Raw genomic sequence first — 16,402 nt, 5'->3', positions numbered from 1 at the left:
CCAGATGTTATCCGGCCCCGCTTTGGACCCCGTGGGGGCGAGCCCCCGAAAGCGCTCAGTTCTCGCGCTTCTCCTTGATCTTCGCCGCCTTGCCGCGCAGGTCGCGCAGGTAGTACAGCTTGGCGCGGCGCACGTCACCCCTGGTGACCAGCTCGATCTTCTCGACGATCGGGGTGTGCACCGGGAAGGTGCGCTCGACGCCGACGGAGAAGGAGACCTTGCGGACCGTGAAGGTCTCGCGCACGCCGGCACCCTGGCGGCGGATCACAACGCCCTTGAACTGCTGCACACGGGAGCGGTTGCCCTCGATGACGCGGACGTGGACGTTGACGGTGTCACCCGGGCGGAAGGCCGGGACGTCGCTGCGCAGCGACGCGGAGTCGACGGTGTCGAGCAGGTGAGACATTTCGTCTGCTTTCTTCGCCCATGCCACAGGTCATAGGCGGGAGATAGATGTTCGTGAGGATGCTGTCCGGGTCGGGGCGGGCGTCGTGTCCCCCTGTGGCAGGGGCGCGCGCCGGACGACGCACAACAGCGGGCTATTCTTCCACGTCGTCGGCCCTGCGCCAAAATCGGCCGAACGGCTCCCCTTCCGGGTCGGGCATCCAGCCCAGGATGGAGAGCATCTCGCGGTCCTTCTTGTCGAAGGCCTTGGGGTCGCAGCGCTCGATGAGGTCGGGCCGGTTGGCCGTCGTACGCCGCAGGGCCTCGTCCCTCCTCCAGCGTGCGATCTTGCCGTGGTGGCCGCTGAGCAGCACGTCCGGGATGTCCCGGCCGCGCCACTCGGGCGGCTTGGTGTAGACGGGGCCCTCCAGGAGGCTCGCCATCGCGCCGGGCGCGAAGGAGTCGTCCTGGTGGGACTCGGCGTTCCCCAGGACGCCGGGCAGCAGACGGGCCACGGCCTCCGTGATGACCAGTACGGCCGCCTCGCCGCCGGCGAGGACGTAGTCGCCGATGGACACCTCGTGGACGGGCATACGGGTGGCGTACTCGTCGATGACGCGGCGGTCGATGCCCTCGTACCGGGCCGGCGTGAAGATCAGCCAGGGCCGCTCGGAGAGCTCGACGGCGAGTTCCTGGGTGAAGGGACGGCCGCTGGGGGTGGGGACGATCAGCGAGGGCCCGCGGGAGCCGGTCTCATAGCCGTCGGCAAGGACGGAGTCGAGCGCGTCGCCCCAGGGGTCGGTCTTCATGACCATGCCGGGGCCGCCGCCGTACGGGGTGTCGTCGACGGTGTTGTGGCGGTCGTACGTCCAGCTGCGGAGGTCGTGCACCTGGACGTTCAGCTGCCCACGCGCGCGTGCCTTGCCGACGAGGGAGACGTTCAGCGGCTCCAGATACTCGGGGAAGATCGTGACGACGTCGAGGCGCATTACGACTCGTCCCTGCCGGAAGCGATCTCCGCGCGGTCGTCGATCAGTCCGGGCGGGGGCGTGATCACCGCTCGCTGCTCCTCGAGGTCGATCTCCGCGACGATTTCCGAGACGAACGGGATCAGGACCTCGCTGCCGTCGGGGCGCTCCACGATGAACAGGTCCTGCGAGGGCAGGTGCGAGATCTCGGTGATCCGGCCGATCTCGACGCCGTCCTGGGTGACCACGTCCAGATCCATCAGCTGGTGGTCGTAGTACTCGTCCTCCTCCTCGGGCAGCTCATCCGGGTCGATCTCGGCGATCAGCAGGATGTTGCGCAGCGCTTCGGCGGCCGTTCGATCGGCGACGCCCTCGAAGCGCAGTAGGAGACGGCCGCTGTGGACGCGTCCCGTCTCGATGGTGAGCGGTCCCGCGGTGGCGGGATCGGTGGCGAGTACGGCGCCGGGCGCGAGCCTCCGCTCCGGCTCGTCGGTGCGGACCTCCACGGTGACCTCGCCCTTGATGCCATGGGCACGGCCGATCCGTGCGACTACCAGCTGCACGAGTCCAAATCTCCTGTCGTACGACTACGGGCCGGGGACGGCCCAGTGGCCCTCCCCGGCCCGAGCCGGTGCTGCGTTCGGCGTCAGCGGACGTGGTCCACGTCGACGAGGTCGACGCGGACACCGCGGCCGCCGATGGCGCCCACGACGGTGCGCAGAGCGCGTGCCGTACGGCCGTTGCGGCCGATGACCTTGCCGAGGTCGTCGGGGTGGACCCGGACCTCCAGCACGCGCCCGCGGCGCAGGTTGCGGGATGCGACCTGCACATCGTCAGGGTTGTCGACGATGCCCTTCACGAGGTGCTCGAGAGCCTCCTCGAGCATGCTCAGGCCTCGGCCGACTCGGACTCGGCGGCAGCCTCGTCCTTCTTCTCCGCCTTCTTCTTCTGGGTGATCGCCTCACCCTTGCCCTCGTCGTCGCCACCAAGGGCCTCGAACGACGGGCGCGCCTTCTTCGGCTCGGCAACCAGCAGCGGAGCCGGGGCGGGCTCGCCCTTGAACTTCTGCCAGTCGCCGGTCTTCTTCAGAATGGCGAGGACGGGCTCGGTCGGCTGCGCGCCGACACCCAGCCAGTAAGCCACACGGTCGGCGTCCACCTCGATGACCGACGGGTTGTAGGTCGGGTGGTACTTGCCGATCTCCTCGATCGCACGGCCGTCACGGCGGGTGCGGGAGTCGGCGACGACGATGCGGTAGTGAGGCGAACGGATCTTGCCCAGACGCTTCAGCTTGATCTTGACTGCCACGGGAGTGGGTTCTCCTGGATTTGACGTGGTTGGGCACGGCGAGATGGCCGCGTGGGGTTGCGGTACCCGAGTGCCCGATGGACGCGTCAGCCGGAGGCGAGAGGGTTCCTGTGCGGCTGTCGAGTACAGCTAGCCATTGTGCCACACCCTGCGGGTCGCTTTTGGCCGAGGGGACGGGGAGGACTCCCGGGCACGGCTGAGGAGCACCCGGCGATCGGGTGCCGTGCGGGGGTGGTCGCGCAGCCCGGCGCCTGCTGGGTGCCGTCACGACTGCGCAACGGCACCCCGGCGTCGACGCCGCGTCCTGAACCGGCAGCCACGAGATGCCGGTGCCGACGCTTCGCCGTTACGCCGCGCCGACCACCTCGGGAATCCGGAACGGCTTCCCGCAGCCGCCGCACACGATCGGGGCCTGGGCCAGGACCGACGGGACGACCCGGACGTTGCGGCCGCAGTCGCAGACCGCCTTGACGCGGACGCCGCCTCCGGAGGAGCCATGGCGGGCCGCCGGGCCGCGGAAGGTGCGGCTGGTGTCGGCGGAGGTCGCCGCGGTGTGGGCCTTCAGGGCGCGCTGGAGGCGTTCGATGGTCGGGCGGTAGCGCCGTTTGGCTTCGGGGTTCAGCGTGACCAGGGAGAAGCCGCTGCTCGGGTGCGGCTCCTCGGGGTGGTCCAGGCCGAGCTCCTCGGCGATCGCGAGGAATCTGCGGTTGTGGTAGCGGCCGGCCCGGGAGGTGTCGCGCACGCCGCGCGCGGCGGCGATGCCATGGACTGCCTCGTGAAGCAGTCGCTCGAAGGAGAGCTCGTGACCGCACGCGGACGACGACTCCCCGATCAGGGACTCTGGCGCGGCGAGATCCGGCAGTTCGGGGTGGTACCGCTGAATATCGGCCCACGCCTCTGCCAGCTCTGCGGCGAGAACTGGTGGTGTCTGTGTCGTGCTCACGTAATGACAACGAGCCGGAGTGCCGCTGTGTTCCGATTCCGGGCCATCCCAAATAATTTGCACGTACCCGTCAGTTGCGAATGATGCGCCCTGACGAGGGCGGGTGCGCTGATCTGTGGAGAAGCCTCACAGCTCGTTACAAGGTGGTGCGTAGTCTGACGTACGCCCCGGCGCGTACGCCCCGTCCACGCGCCGGTGCGGCTGTGGTCCGCGGATACGCAAGAGGCGTTCAGGCCGCTCTCGTGCCACACCGGCGTCACTCAGTAAGCGCGCGCGACGACGGCGACGCTACCGGGTGCGTCGTCGGTCTCCGGCACCGACCCGTCCTCGGTGACCAGACACCGTACGGTCACCGCGTGCTCGGCCGGTCTGGCCTCGCCTTCTTCGCCGAGCGTGGCCCACGGCAGGCGCGCCCAGCCGCCGGCGGTGGCCGCCTCTGCGGCTTCCTCGACCGTCGACACGTCCGACGTACGGGATTCGCGGCGCGCGCGGGAGTGACGCGGCAGCATCGCTTGATCCTCTTCCAGGATCGCGGGGAGCAGGCCGGCCAGCGCGTCGAGCGGGACCGGCTCCTTGCCTCCCCGGTGCCGAAGGCCTGGGAGGTACCCCCACGGATCCGCCGAGCCGGCATCGCCGTGCCGCTGTCCAGGTCACGGGGGCCGACCTCGACCCGTACGGGCACACCCTTGACCTCCCAGTCGACCGCACGGCGTCCGAACGGGGTGTTCGTGCGGTCGTCGACATGGACCCGGACGCCCACCGCGGCCAGCCGGTCCCCGATCTCACGAACCTTGGCCAGAACCGGCTCGTCCCCCTTTGGTTGATCAGCAGCGACAGGAGGGGGCCGGACGACAAGTCATGTGCCCGTGGCGTAAGAACGGGTGCCTTTGCCATGGCCAGTTGGTGCGGGCCCATGTTGCCGGAATGTGAATTTCCGCCACGGACACAGCGAACCCGCAAGCAGGGCCCCGCGACCCCTGGACGCGGAGTCGGGTGCGGAGTTTCCTGGCATACGGGGGGAGCGCGACCGCTTGCCACGGGGGCGAAGTAATCGGGCACAGCGACAACTCTCGGCGGATTGGGGCGCTTTACATGACACCTACGCTCGTGCGGCAGCACCTACCTCACGCGGGCCCTACGCCCCACGTGGACCTGTGTGCACGCGCGCGTGACTGGTCCGAGATCCAGGAGCGGATGCTGGTTCCGCTCTACGAGGCCGTCTACGAGCGACTGGACGTGGGCCCGGGCACCAGGCTGCTGGGCCTGGGCTGCGGCAGTGGGCTCGCCCTTCTGACGGCGGCCTCCAGAGGCGCGGCCGTCACCGGTGTCGAGTCCTCCTCCCCCGAACGGCTGGCCCTCGCCCGGCAGCGGCTGCTGCCCGAGGGATCGGACACACGCGCGCGTGCCGAGACCCGGCTCGTCGACGGCTCGCCCGGGGAAGCGGCCGGCGCGGAGAGCACCGCGTACACCCTGGTGACCGCGTTCGAGCCGATCGGGTGCCTCGCGGGTGACTCCGAGGGGCTCGGTGAGATGCTCGCCGCCACGACTCCGCTGGCCGAGCGGGGGGCGCCCGTCGTACTCGCCGGCTGGGGGCCGCCGGAGCGCTGCGCCACGGCGTCGGTGCTGCGGGTCGCCACGAAGCTGGCCGATCCCCTGCGCAGCACGGGCAGTTGGCGTCCCGCCCTGCGTGACGACCTGGAGGAGGTCGCCCAGCGTGCGGGTCTGCGGCCCGACGGTTCCGGGCGGGTGGCGTGCCCGTTCGGATACGCGGACGTCGACAGCGCCGTACGCGGACTGCTGTCGACGGGGTTGTTCGACGCGGCGGTCTCCGCGACCGACCAGGTGCAGGTGGACAAGGAGTTGGCGGAGGCGCTGCATCCGTACCTGCGGCCGGACGGGACGGTGTGGATGCCGAACGTGTTCCGGTACCTGATCGCGCGGGTCCCCTAAGCCTCCACGTCCTTGGTCAGCCGTGAGATGCCTGCGATCCGGTACGCGTCCGCCTCCTCCAGCGTCTCCTGCTCCAGCAGCGCCTCCGCGAGCGCGGTCAACTGCCCTCGGTGGTCGCGGAGTTTGCGGCAGGCCTCCTCGTAGCAGTCGTCGACGATCCGGCGCATCTCGGAGTCGATGACGTCGAGCGTCTGCGGTGCGGCGGAGAGTCCGTACGCCTGCTGGGCGTCGCTCGGCAGGGCGGACAGCCGGCCGACGCGCTCGCTCATGCCCCAGCGGGCCACCATCCCGCGCGCGATGTTGGTGACCTGTTCGAGGTCGTTCTCGGCGCCGGTGGTGACGACGCCGTAGACCACGTCCTCGGCCGCCATGCCGCCCAGGGCGCCGATGATCCGGCCGCGCAGATACTCCTCCGAGTGCGCGTACCGCTCCACCTCGGGGGTCGACATCGTCACGCCGAGCGCCCGGCCGCGCGGCACGATGGTGATCTTGCGGACCGGGTCGGCGCCCGGCTGCAGCATGCCCAGGAGGGCGTGCCCGCTCTCGTGGTACGCGGTGCGGCGGCGGTCCTCCTCGGGCATCACAAGGGTGCGTTCGGCGCCCAGCTGCACCTTCTCCAGGGCCTCGGACAGATCCGCGGCCGTCACCTGCTCCTGCTCCCGCTTCACCGCGAGCAGCGCGCCCTCGTTGGCGAGGTTGGCCAGATCCGCACCCGTCATGCCCGGGGTCTTGCGGGCCAGCTGGACCAGGTCCACGTCCTCGGCGAGCGGGATGTCGCGGGTGTGGATCCGCAGGATCGCCTCACGCCCACGGCGGTCCGGCGGGGAGACGTTGACCACCCGGTCGAAGCGGCCGGGCCGGGTCAGCGCCGGGTCCAGGATGTCGGCGCGGTTCGTCGCCGCGATGACGATCACGCCCTCGGAGCCGGAGAAGCCGTCCATCTCCGTGAGGATCTGGTTCAGCGTCTGCTCGCGCTCGTCGTGACCGCTCACCGAGGCGCCGCCGCCGCGCACCCGTCCGATGGTGTCGATCTCGTCGATGAAGATGATCGACGGTGCCACCTTGCGGGCCTCGGCGAACAGCTCCCGGACCCGGGAGGCACCGACACCGACGATCATCTCGATGAACTCGGACGCGGAGGCGGAGAAGAACGGCACACCCGCCTCGCCCGCCACCGCCCGCGCCAGCAGCGTCTTGCCGGTGCCGGGCGAACCCGCGAGCAGCACACCGCGCGGCATCTTCGCGCCCATCCTGCGGTAGGCCTCGGGATGCTCCAGGAAGTCGACGACGTCGTCCAGCTCGCCCTTGACCTCGTCGATGCCGGCCACGTCGGCGAAGGTCGTGCGGTGTCTGCCGGGCAGCAGATCGACCGGCTTGGGCGGCGCCTTGCGCCCGAACATGCCGCCCGCCCCGCCCCGTCCGGCGAACCTCCGGGCGACGAAGATCCACACGGCCACGATGATCACGAGGGGCGCCAGCGAGATCAGCAGGTTGACGAGAAGGCCGCGCTGCTTCACGACCGGCTGCGCGGTCACCGTGACGTCGTGGCTGCTCAGCTCCTGCCAGAGATCGTCGTCCGCGAAGGCCGGGCGCTGGGTCCTGAACTGGGTGTAGTCACCATCGCCCTCGGGGTTGTCCCGAGGGCTCTTGAGCTCGCCCTGGATGGCGTCGCCCTTGGAGTAGATCTTGGAGACATTGCCGTCGTCGACCTGCCGGCTGAACTCCGTGTAGGAGATCGTCGGCTCGTTGCCCTCGTCGAGGTACGTCAGTCCGACATAGGCCAGCAGGAACACGACCACCGCGGTGACCAGCAGGCTCCACCAGCGGCCGCGCATCCGCCGGCCACCGGACCTCCTGGGCGGCTCGTCCGGGGTGCCTTCGGTGCGCCACGGCTGGTCAGGGGCCTTGCGCGGTGGCGCGGCATTGCTCATATCTGGACGTTACGGCAGACAGCGGGCCATGGCATGCGCAGAGGGCGCCCCTCACGGAGAGGGGCGCCCTCTGTGACGTACGGGCCGGACTCAGCCCATGAACTTCTTGAACTCGTCCGGCAGCTCGAAGTCCTGCCCGGCCTGCTGACCCGGCACCCCGAAGGCGCCGCCGCTCTGGGCTGCGGCGGCCCGGCGGGCGGCCTCCTCCTGCTCCTGCTGCTTGCGCTTCATGGGGTTGCCGGAGCGCTGCTTGCCCTTGGCCTTCTTCGGCGCCTTCTTGGTACGGCCGGGACCGCCACCCATGCCAGGCATCCCCGGCATACCGGGCATGCCGCCGCCCTGGGCCATGCGGGACATCATCTTGCGGGCCTCGAAGAACCGCTCGACGAGGTTCTTCACCGCGCTGACCTCGACGCCGGAACCGCGGGCGATACGGGCGCGCCGCGAGCCGTTGATGATCGTCGGTTCCTGGCGCTCGCCCGGCGTCATCGACTTGATGATGGCGGCGGTGCGGTCGACGTCGCGCTCGTCGAGGTTGTTGATCTGGTCCTTGATCTGGCCCATGCCCGGGAGCATGCCGAGCAGCTTGGAGATGGAGCCCATCTTCCTGACCTGCTCCATCTGGGCCAGGAAGTCGTCGAGGGTGAAGTCCTGGCCCTTCTTGGAGGCCAGCTTCTCCGCCATCTTCTGGGCTTCGGCCTGGTCGAAGGTCTTCTCCGCCTGCTCGATCAGGGTGAGCAGGTCACCCATGTCGAGGATGCGGGAGGCCATCCGGTCCGGGTGGAAGGCGTCGAACTCGTCGAGCTTCTCGCCGTTCGAGGCGAACATGATCGGCTTGCCGGTGATCTGCCGGATCGACAGGGCGGCGCCACCGCGGGCGTCACCGTCGAGCTTGGAGAGCACCACGCCGTCGAAGCCGACACCGTCGCGGAAGGCCTCGGCGGTGTTGACCGCGTCCTGACCGATCATCGCGTCGACGACGAAGAGGATCTCGTCGGGCGAGACCGCGTCCCGGATGTCCGCGGCCTGCTGCATCATCTCCTGGTCGATGCCCAGGCGGCCGGCGGTGTCCACGATCACGATGTCGTGGACCTTGGCCTTGGCGTGCTCGATGGAGTCCTTGGCGACCTTGACCGGGTCACCGACGCCGTTGCCCGGCTCGGGCGCGTAGACCGCGACACCGGCGCGCTCGGCGACGACGCTCAGCTGGTTCACGGCGTTCGGGCGCTGGAGGTCGGCGGCGACCAGCAGCGGCGAGTGGCCCTGCTCCTTCAGCCAGCGGCCGAGCTTGCCCGCGAGGGTGGTCTTACCGGCACCCTGCAGACCCGCCAGCATGATCACGGTCGGCGGCTGCTTGGCGAAGCGCAGGCGCCGGGTCTCGCCACCGAGGATCGTCACGAGCTCGTCGTTGACGATCTTCAGGACCTGCTGGGCCGGGTTCAGCGCCTTGGAGACATCGGCGCCGAGGGCTCGCTCCTTGACGTTCTTGATGAACGACCGGACGACGGGAAGCGCCACATCCGCTTCGAGGAGTGCGATACGGATCTCGCGCGCGGTGGCGTCGATGTCCGCCTCGGAGAGCCGTCCCTTGCCGCGCAGGTTCTTGAAAGTCGCTGAGAGGCGATCGGAGAGAGTATCGAACACGGCGCTCGCGGTCCTCGGGGTCGGTGGCAGCTGGGAATCGCCCTCCAGGGTATCCCGGCGACGCGGGTTGCCGGGATCCCTGGGTTCGGAGCCTTGGAACAGGGTCTCAGCCCCGCAACGTCTCCTCCAGCTTGCGTGCCACGGCTGCCGCCTCCTCGCCGGGCAGCGGCGCGCCCTCGGGGCCTGTGACATAGAACGCGTCGACGGCGTTGGCGCCCAGCGTGCTGACATGCGCGCTGCGCATCCGCACGCCCGCGTCCTCCAGCGCCCGGCCGATCCGGAACAGCAGTCCCGGGGCGTCCTGGGCCCGTACCTCGATCACCGTGGCCAGCCGGGAGGCCGCCGGATGGACCGACACCCTCGGCGGCGGCGCCACCACGCCCCGGCGGCGCGGATAGGCCGCGTCCCGCTCGGCGAGGCGGCCGGCGATGTCGAGGGAGCCGTCCAGGGCCCGGACGAGGTCGGCGCGCAGCCGGGCGGCCTGCGGCAGGGAACCGTACTCGGCGGCGACCCGCCAGTTCAGCAGCAGGACGGAGCCCTCGACGCCGTCGGGCAGGTCAAGGGCGCTCAGCTCGGCGGTGCGGACGGTCAGACGGTGCATCGCCAGGACGCCGGCCACCGCGGGCAGCACGCCCGGCTGGTCGGGTACGGCGATGAGGAGCTCCACGCCGAGCGGTTCCAGGTCGCCGGAGGGCTCGTCGGCCGGCGGCTCGGTCTGCGCGCGGAGCGAGAGCACGGGGCTGCCGGTGGCGACGGCCTCGATGGCGAGCCGCTCCTGCTCGGCGGTGGGCGCGGCGGCCTCCGGCTCGTCCGGGTCGTCCCCGGCGAGCACGGCCCCGACCCGTTTCACCAGGTCGGCGACGAGGGACCCGCGCCAGGACGACCACGCCGCCGGGCCGGTGGCCAGGGCGTCCGCCTCGGTCAGGGCGTGCAGCAGCTCCAGGGTGCCCTGCGAGCCGACGGCCTCGGCGACCGAGCGCACAGTGACCGGGTCCTCCAGGTCACGCCGGGTCGCCGTCTCGACGAGCAGCAGGTGATGACGTACGAGGGTGGAGAGCACCAGCACCTCGTCGCGGTCGAAGCCGATGCGGGCGGCCACGTCCTTGGCGATGATCTCGCCGGCCACCGAGTGGTCGCCGGGCCAGCCCTTGCCGATGTCGTGCAGCAGCGCGGCGACCAGCAGCAGGTCGGGACGGTGGACGCGGCGGGTGAACTCGGAGGCGCGCACGGCCGTCTCGATGAGGTGCCGGTCGACGGTCCAGATGTGCACGGCGTTGCGCTGCGGGCGGCAGCGCACCCGCTCCCAGTCGGGCAGGAAGTGGGTGATCAGCCCCTCGGCCTCCAGCGCCTCCCACACCTCGACCGTCGGCCGCCCGGAGCCCAGCAGGGTCACCAGCTGCTCGCGTGCCTCGGCGGGCCAGGGCGTGGGCAGCGGACGCACGGTGGCCGCCAGCCGCCGTACGGCGTGCAGGGAGAGCGGGAGTCCGGCCTGAGCGGCGGCGGCCGCGGCGCGCAAGGGGAGCACGGGGTCGCGGTCGGGACGCGCGGCACGGGCCAGCACGACCTCGCCGTCCTGCTCCACCACGCCCTCCGCCAGCGGGGAGCGCTCGGCGGTAGGCTTCGCGCCGCCCAGCATGGCGCGCAGTCGCGGCCGCACGGCGCGCGCCCGCAGAACGCGCCCCACTTCACGCCACGTGACATCGCTGGCATACGCGATGACCCGCGCCGCCTCGTACACCTGCCGCAACAGCGTGTCCGCGTCGAGCAGGCCGAGCTCGGCGGCGACCTGGTCCTGCTCCTGGAGCGCGAGCCGGTCGGTCGCGCGCCCGGTGGTCAGGTGCAGCGCGTCACGTACGTCGAGCAGCCGGCGCCGGGCGTCGTCGAGGCCCTCGCGCGGGGCGTCGGCCAGCCAGGACGCGGCGACGGCGCGCAGGATGGTGGCGTCCCGCAGGCCGCCGCGCGCTTCCTTCAGGTCGGGTTCCAGGAGGTACTGCAGCTCGCCCTGGCGCTCGGCGCGTTCGGCGGACAGCTCCTGGAGTTCGGGCAGCCGCTTGGGTGCCTGGTTGCGCCAGTCGGCCAGGACCGCCGTCCGCAGTCCGGCCGTGAGTCCCAGGTCGCCCGCGATGTGCCGGGCGTCCAGCAGGCCCAGCTGGACCTTGAGGTCCTCGCCGGCCGTCTTGCGTGCCTCGGTCGGTGTGCGCACGGAGTGGTCGAGGGCGAGTCCGAGATCCCAGACCGGGTACCAGATGCGGTCGGCCAGCGCGGCCACCGCCTTGCCGTCCTCGCCGTCGTGCAGCAGGAGCAGATCCAGATCGCTGCGCGGGGACAGCTCTCCCCGGCCGTACCCTCCGACGGCGACCAGCGAGACGCCGCGCAGCCCCTCGGCACCGGCGGCGAACAGCCCGGTCAGCCATTCGTCGGTCAGTTCCGCGAGGGCGGCACGGCGCGGCGGCCCGGACCGCGCCCCCTCAGTGAGGAGACGCAGCCGGGCCGCCGCGTAGCCGCTGGGTCCCGAGTCCTCTGCATCCTTGGAAACGTCCGTGCTCGTCACCCAGCGACTCCTGTTCTGTTGCCCTGCCTCAGAGCGCGTCGGGCCCGCGCTCGCCGGTCCGCACCCGTACGGCCGTCTCGACCGGCAGGGACCAGACCTTGCCGTCACCGATCTTGCCGGTACGGGCGGCCTTGACGATGACGTCGATCAGCTGCTCGGCGTCGTCGTCCTCGGCCAGGACCTCGATACGGATCTTCGGGACCAGGTCGACGGTGTACTCGGCACCGCGGTAGACCTCGGTGTGGCCCCGCTGACGACCGTAGCCGCTGGCCTCGGTGACCGTCAGGCCGTGCACGCCGAAGGCCTGGAGGGCTTCCTTGATCTCGTCGAGCCGGTGCGGCTTGACGACGGCGGTGATGAGCTTCATGCGTCCACCTTCTTGCTCGCGGCTGCGGCGGCGGGGGCGGGGGCTGCGGCGGTCCGGGCGGCACCGCCACCGGCACCGCTGAAGTCGTATGCGGTCTCGGCGTGCTCGACCTGGTCGATGCCGCCGACCTCGTCGTCCTCGGAGACCCGCATACCGATGGTCTTGTCGATGAGGAAGGCGAGGATCGCGGAGGCGATCAGCGAGTAGGCGAGGACCGCGAAGACACCGGCGCACTGCTTCCAGAACTGGGTCAGGCCGCCGCCGTAGAAGAGACCCTCGACCTCGGACTGGCCCTTGCCGCTGGCGAAGAAGCCGATCAGCAGGGAGCCGACGACACCGCCGACCAGGTGGACACCGACGACGTCGAGTGAGTCGTCGTAGCCGAACTTGTACTTCAGGCCCACGGCCATGGCGCACAGCAGACCGGCGATGGCGCCGACGGCGATCGCGCCGAGCGGGGAGACCGCACCACCCGACGGGGTGATGGCGACCAGACCGGCGACCGCGCCGGAAGCGGCGCCCAGCGTGGTGAACGCGCCGTGGCGGATCTTCTCGTAGATCAGCCAGGCCAGCATGGCCGCGGCGGTGGCGACCTGCGTGTTGACGAACATCAGCGCGCCGACGCCGTCGTCGTTGCCGAGCCACGAGCCGGCGTTGAAGCCGAACCAGCCGAACCACAGCAGACCGGCGCCGAGCATGACCAGCGGCAGGCTGTGCGGACGCATCGGGTCCTTCTTGAAGCCGACGCGCTTGCCGATGACCAGGATCACGCCGAGCGCCGCGGCACCGGCGTTGATGTGGACCGCCGTACCACCGGCGAAGTCGATGACGCCCAGCTCGAAGGCCCAGCCGCCGGAGCCCCAGACCCAGTGCGCGACCGGGAAGTAGACGACCGTGACCCACAGGGCGACGAACAGCGCCCACGCGGTGAACTTCACACGGTCCGCGAGAGCACCGCTTATCAGGGCGGGTGTGATGATCGCGAACATCAGCTGGAAGACCATGAACACGAAGATGGGGATGGTGTAGCCGTCCCACAGCTCCGTCAGGCCGATGTTGCTGAGGCCGACCCAGTCCGAGTTCCAGCCGATGATGCTGCCGGAGTCGGTGCCGAACGCCATGGAGAAGCCGTACAGCACCCACAGGATGGTGACGATCCCCAGGCTGATGAAGCTCATCATCAGCATGTTCAGAGTGCTCTTGACGCGGACCATGCCTCCGTAGAAGAAGGCCAGGCCCGGGGTCATGAGCATCACCAGGGCGGAACAGATGAGCATGAAACCTGTGTTGGCGGCGGACAGAGTGGGAGCGTCTGCCGCGAGCGTGATGGCTGGTGCCATCGGCGTCTCCTCGTCGTTGGTACGGCCCCGTGCGGGCGAAGCCTGTGCGGAATGAGGGGTGGGCCGGTTATGCGCCAAGAGATTGGCGCAGCGCCGTTTCGGTGGAAGCCCCTCGTTGTTTCGCCGCCGTGACGAAGGCGCCGTGCGTGTTACGCGTTGATGAACTCCGAGATGTTCGGCTGCGCGATCGTTATCGTGGCGCAACCTTCACCGAAGGACAGAAACCGGCCGCGGTCGGCCTTCCGATGACCTGGCATGGGGGGAGCCGAGTCGGGCAGTTCGGGAGGGCCGGCCGCGGCCGGGGTTCTGGGGGTTCCCGGGGCACTGACCCCGGGTTTCAGACCGCCTCGGCGGTCTCCGGCAGCTCCACGGCGAGCTTGTCGGTGAGGTCCACGACCTCGGCGAGCTCCCCGAAGTCGCGTACGGCCGTGTCGACCGTCTTTCGAATACGAGTGTTGACGCGCTCGGAGCGCACCTTCTTGGCGACCAGCATGGCCTGCTCGGCGTGGACCGCGCTCTGCTCGGGCTCGCGTCGCAGCAGATGGACCGTGGCCACCCCGATGAGGTTCAGTGCGTACGACCGCTGGTGCTCCTCGTCCTTCGCGAACAGGTCGACGGCCCGCTGCATCAGGGGCTCGGCCAGCGAGGCGTACGTCGGGCTGCGGCCGGCGACATAGGCGAGGTCGCGGAAGGAGTGGGAGTTCTCGCCGTACAGCTCGGCCTCGGAGAAGAAGCGGATCCAGTCAGGGTCCGGCTCGTCCCATTCGTCGGCCTCGGAGAAGGTGTCCTCGGCCATCCGCACCGCTCGCTTGCACTTGCCGGGCTGGCCCATATTGGCGTAGGCGCGGGCCTCCATCGCATACAGCATCGACTGGGTGCGCGGGCTCGCGCAGTCCCGGCTGCCGTACTGCGCGAGGTGGATCAGCTCCAGGGCGTCGTCGGGCCGGCCGAGGTGGATCATCTGGCGGCTCATGCTGGACAGGACGTACGAGCCGAGCGGCCGGTCGCCGGCCTCCTTGGCGGCGTGCAGCGCGAGGACGAAGTACTTCTGCGCGGTGGGCTGGAGCCCTACGTCGTACGACATCCAGCCGGCCAGCTCGGCCAGCTCGGCGGCGACCTTGAACAGCTTGCGGGTGGTGGACTCGGGGTGGGGCTCCTGGAGCAGGTCGGTCACCTCGTGCAGCTGGCCCACGACCGCCTTGCGGCGCAGACCGCCGCCGCACTGGGCGTCCCACTGCCGGAACATCACGGTGGTGGACTCCAGCAGGTCCAGCTCGGGCTTGGACAGGCGGCCACGCGCGCGTGAGGACGGCACGGGCCGCGATTCCTGGTGCGGAGCGGGCGGTGCGGGGACCAGCCAGCGCTGCATCGGCTCGATGAGCGCCGGGCCCGCGGACAGGGCCAGCGAGCTCCCGAGGAAGCCGCGCCGCGCCAGCATCAGGTCGCTGCGCGAGAACTCGCTGAGCAGGGCCACCGTCTGCGGGCCCGTCCAGGGCAGATCGACGCCGGACACCGAGGGTGACTGACGGGCCGCGCGCAGGCCGAGGTCCTCGACCGAGACGACGCAGCCGAAGCGCTCGGAGAACAGCTCGGACAGGATCCGCGGGATCGGCTCACGAGGGTTCTCGCCGTCCAGCCAGCGGCGTACGCGGGAGGTGTCGGTGGAGATGTGGTTGGCACCCAACTGGCGTGCGCGGCGGTTGACTTGGCGGGCGAGTTCGCCCTTCGACCAGCCGCTGCGCACGAACCAGGACGCGAGCAGCTCGTTGGGGCGCTTGTCAGCGTGCGATGCGCTACCGGCACTCGTACCGCTTCCGCCGTTGCCGCTCACTGGAACGCCCCCATCCCTTGGACCACTTGTCACCGAGTGCGCCAAGCCCTATCAGAATGCCGGTAAATACGGTCGCCCGTCCGGCGGTTCTCACCCTTCGAACGGAAAGTCGACTTGCCCCCGGCATACCCACGAGCGCATGTACCCCGAAGCTGTGTGCACTCACAGTAATCCTACGATCACGCCTCCAGCCATGGCGATCCCGGAATCGCCACCATTCGCCACCCCTTCGAATGAACTCACGGTGGCCTTCCCACGATTCACTTGACATAGGACGGCCGGAAGTGGGCGGAGCGAAGCACTCAGGGGCGCGTGTCGCCCAGTCCACAACCCACGGCACTTCCAAGCGCCGAGTAGACCGAGCGGCGCCAGGGGTACCCGGACGTTGGAGAACACGCAGAGTTACGTACTGCATCCGCGTCGTAACCACGAGGCGCACTGGACCGTTGGAGGGGGCATGGGCTTCACGATCGGCGGCATCCGGGAGATCCGCTCCGGCTCGCGGCGACGCGGCCGCTCCTCGGAGTGCACCGCCGTCGCCGAGTTCACCGGGCTCTGGGGCTGGGACGCGGTGCCCGGAGCGCGCGCCGCGGCGGGCGCCTGTTCGTGCGGCCGCCCCGACTGCGACGCGCCGGGCGCACACCCCCTCGACTTCGCGCCCGAGGTTCCGGCCGGGGCCACGCTCGACGAGGTCACCAAGGCGTGGTCGGAGTACCCGGGTGCCTCGGTGATGCTGCCGGTCGGGCGGGCGTTCGACGTGATCGAGGTGGCCGAGCCCGCCGGACGCCGCGCGCTGACCCGGCTGGAGCGCATGGGCCTGCCCCTCGGCCCGGTCGTCGCCAACCCCGACGGCCGCGCCCACTTCTTCGTCGCCCCCGGTGCCGCCGCCGAGCTCCCCGAGCTGCTGTACCGCATGGGCTGGGACGACCCGACCCACCTCGACCTGCGCGGCCTCGGCCCCGGTACGCACATCACGGCGCCGCCGTCCGACCGGGGCGGGCTCGGTCCGGTGCGCTGGCTGCGGCCCCCGGCACTGGACACGGCGACGAAGCCGCCGGCGGCGCGGTTGCTGCTGGGGACGTTGGCCTATTTGGCGCATCGGTCGCGGGCGTAACAGGAGCCGCACCGGTCACAGTCGTACACAGCGAAGCGCCCGTCCCCCAACTGCACCTTGGGAGGCGGGCG

At 70.5% G+C, this 16,402-nt stretch carries 14 protein-coding genes and 1 pseudogene; 2 read left to right on the top strand and 13 right to left on the bottom strand.

The genetic code is table 11. The features are described from left to right. Window positions 1–55 precede the first annotated feature (55 nt). The 7 genes and pseudogenes from rplS to ACZ7NC_RS26460 form a co-directional block, all read right to left on the bottom strand. Window positions 56–406: a 50S ribosomal protein L19 gene (gene rplS, locus ACZ7NC_RS26490; RefSeq protein WP_365057809.1), complete on the bottom strand. Its 351-nt coding sequence runs from the start codon at window positions 404–406 to the stop codon at window positions 56–58. Between the two features lie 133 nt (window positions 407–539). Continuing rightward, the gene (gene trmD, locus ACZ7NC_RS26485; protein ID WP_471491810.1) at window positions 540–1,373 is read right to left on the bottom strand and encodes a tRNA (guanosine(37)-N1)-methyltransferase TrmD; all 834 of its coding nucleotides are present in this window, start codon (window positions 1,371–1,373) and stop codon (window positions 540–542) included. Then, window positions 1,373–1,915: a ribosome maturation factor RimM gene (gene rimM / locus ACZ7NC_RS26480; protein ID WP_471491808.1), complete on the bottom strand. Its 543-nt coding sequence runs from the start codon at window positions 1,913–1,915 to the stop codon at window positions 1,373–1,375. The genes trmD and rimM overlap by 1 nt, the downstream gene beginning before the upstream one ends. Window positions 1,916–1,998: 83 nt before the next feature. Further along, window positions 1,999–2,238 (bottom strand): RNA-binding protein, encoded by a 240-nt coding sequence (locus ACZ7NC_RS26475; protein WP_003973401.1) that lies wholly within the window; start codon window positions 2,236–2,238, stop codon window positions 1,999–2,001. Between the two features lie 2 nt (window positions 2,239–2,240). Next, window positions 2,241–2,660, bottom strand: a complete 420-nt coding sequence (rpsP, locus tag ACZ7NC_RS26470; protein WP_030048919.1) for a 30S ribosomal protein S16 — start codon at window positions 2,658–2,660, stop codon at window positions 2,241–2,243. Between the two features lie 346 nt (window positions 2,661–3,006). Continuing rightward, window positions 3,007–3,603: a hypothetical protein gene (locus ACZ7NC_RS26465; protein ID WP_471491807.1), complete on the bottom strand. Its 597-nt coding sequence runs from the start codon at window positions 3,601–3,603 to the stop codon at window positions 3,007–3,009. Between the two features lie 260 nt (window positions 3,604–3,863). After that, a pseudogene (locus tag ACZ7NC_RS26460) lies at window positions 3,864–4,420 on the bottom strand (His/Gly/Thr/Pro-type tRNA ligase C-terminal domain-containing protein); the annotation flags it as partial. Window positions 4,421–4,695: 275 nt separating this feature from the next. Here ACZ7NC_RS26460 and ACZ7NC_RS26455 point away from each other — a divergent pair. Beyond that, entirely contained in the window at window positions 4,696–5,553 is an 858-nt protein-coding gene (locus ACZ7NC_RS26455; protein WP_471491805.1) for an SAM-dependent methyltransferase, read from the top strand. Here the strand turns inward: ACZ7NC_RS26455 and ftsH are convergent. The 6 genes from ftsH to nsdA all read right to left on the bottom strand — a co-directional run bounded on the left by ftsH (window position 5,550) and on the right by nsdA (window position 15,217). Next, window positions 5,550–7,484 carry an ATP-dependent zinc metalloprotease FtsH gene (gene ftsH, locus ACZ7NC_RS26450; protein ID WP_471491804.1) on the bottom strand — a complete coding sequence of 645 codons (1,935 nt, stop codon included), beginning with the start codon at window positions 7,482–7,484 and terminating at the stop codon, window positions 5,550–5,552. The genes ACZ7NC_RS26455 and ftsH overlap by 4 nt on opposite strands. Before the next feature lie 90 nt (window positions 7,485–7,574). Then, window positions 7,575–9,128 (bottom strand): signal recognition particle protein, encoded by a 1,554-nt coding sequence (ffh, locus tag ACZ7NC_RS26445; RefSeq protein WP_471491802.1) that lies wholly within the window; start codon window positions 9,126–9,128, stop codon window positions 7,575–7,577. Window positions 9,129–9,234: 106 nt separating this feature from the next. Then, window positions 9,235–11,679 carry a [protein-PII] uridylyltransferase gene (locus ACZ7NC_RS26440; protein ID WP_471491800.1) on the bottom strand — a complete coding sequence of 815 codons (2,445 nt, stop codon included), beginning with the start codon at window positions 11,677–11,679 and terminating at the stop codon, window positions 9,235–9,237. A 28-nt stretch (window positions 11,680–11,707) separates the two neighbouring features. Beyond that, the gene (locus ACZ7NC_RS26435; RefSeq protein ID WP_003997576.1) at window positions 11,708–12,046 is read right to left on the bottom strand and encodes a P-II family nitrogen regulator; all 339 of its coding nucleotides are present in this window, start codon (window positions 12,044–12,046) and stop codon (window positions 11,708–11,710) included. Next, window positions 12,043–13,386: an ammonium transporter gene (locus tag ACZ7NC_RS26430; protein WP_471491799.1), complete on the bottom strand. Its 1,344-nt coding sequence runs from the start codon at window positions 13,384–13,386 to the stop codon at window positions 12,043–12,045. Before ACZ7NC_RS26430 ends, ACZ7NC_RS26435 begins: the two co-directional genes overlap by 4 nt. 337 nt (window positions 13,387–13,723) lie before the next feature. Further along, window positions 13,724–15,217: a transcriptional repressor NsdA gene (gene nsdA / locus ACZ7NC_RS26425; RefSeq protein WP_471491798.1), complete on the bottom strand. Its 1,494-nt coding sequence runs from the start codon at window positions 15,215–15,217 to the stop codon at window positions 13,724–13,726. Window positions 15,218–15,674: 457 nt separating this feature from the next. Between nsdA and ACZ7NC_RS26420 the strand changes: the two genes are divergently transcribed. After that, window positions 15,675–16,331, top strand: coding sequence for a bifunctional DNA primase/polymerase (locus ACZ7NC_RS26420; RefSeq protein ID WP_471491797.1), 657 nt, complete (start codon window positions 15,675–15,677; stop codon window positions 16,329–16,331). Window positions 16,332–16,402 lie beyond the last annotated feature (71 nt).

The sequence above is a fragment of the Streptomyces sp. NPDC111802 genome (assembly GCF_055634335.1).
Note: the sequence above shows the minus strand (reverse complement) of the source record. Positions and strands in the feature narration are given on the sequence as shown.

Coding starts and splice junctions, on each gene's coding strand:
- rplS (WP_365057809.1), bottom strand. CDS start 406: ATGTCTCACCTGCTCGACACCGTCGACTCCGCGTCGCTGCGCAGCGAC.
- trmD (WP_471491810.1), bottom strand. CDS start 1,373: ATGCGCCTCGACGTCGTCACGATCTTCCCCGAGTATCTGGAGCCGCTG.
- ACZ7NC_RS26475 (WP_003973401.1), bottom strand. CDS start 2,238: ATGCTCGAGGAGGCTCTCGAGCACCTCGTGAAGGGCATCGTCGACAAC.
- ACZ7NC_RS26455 (WP_471491805.1), top strand. CDS start 4,696: ATGACACCTACGCTCGTGCGGCAGCACCTACCTCACGCGGGCCCTACG.
- ftsH (WP_471491804.1), bottom strand. CDS start 7,484: ATGAGCAATGCCGCGCCACCGCGCAAGGCCCCTGACCAGCCGTGGCGC.
- ACZ7NC_RS26435 (WP_003997576.1), bottom strand. CDS start 12,046: ATGAAGCTCATCACCGCCGTCGTCAAGCCGCACCGGCTCGACGAGATC.
- ACZ7NC_RS26430 (WP_471491799.1), bottom strand. CDS start 13,386: ATGGCACCAGCCATCACGCTCGCGGCAGACGCTCCCACTCTGTCCGCC.
- ACZ7NC_RS26420 (WP_471491797.1), top strand. CDS start 15,675: ATGGGCTTCACGATCGGCGGCATCCGGGAGATCCGCTCCGGCTCGCGG.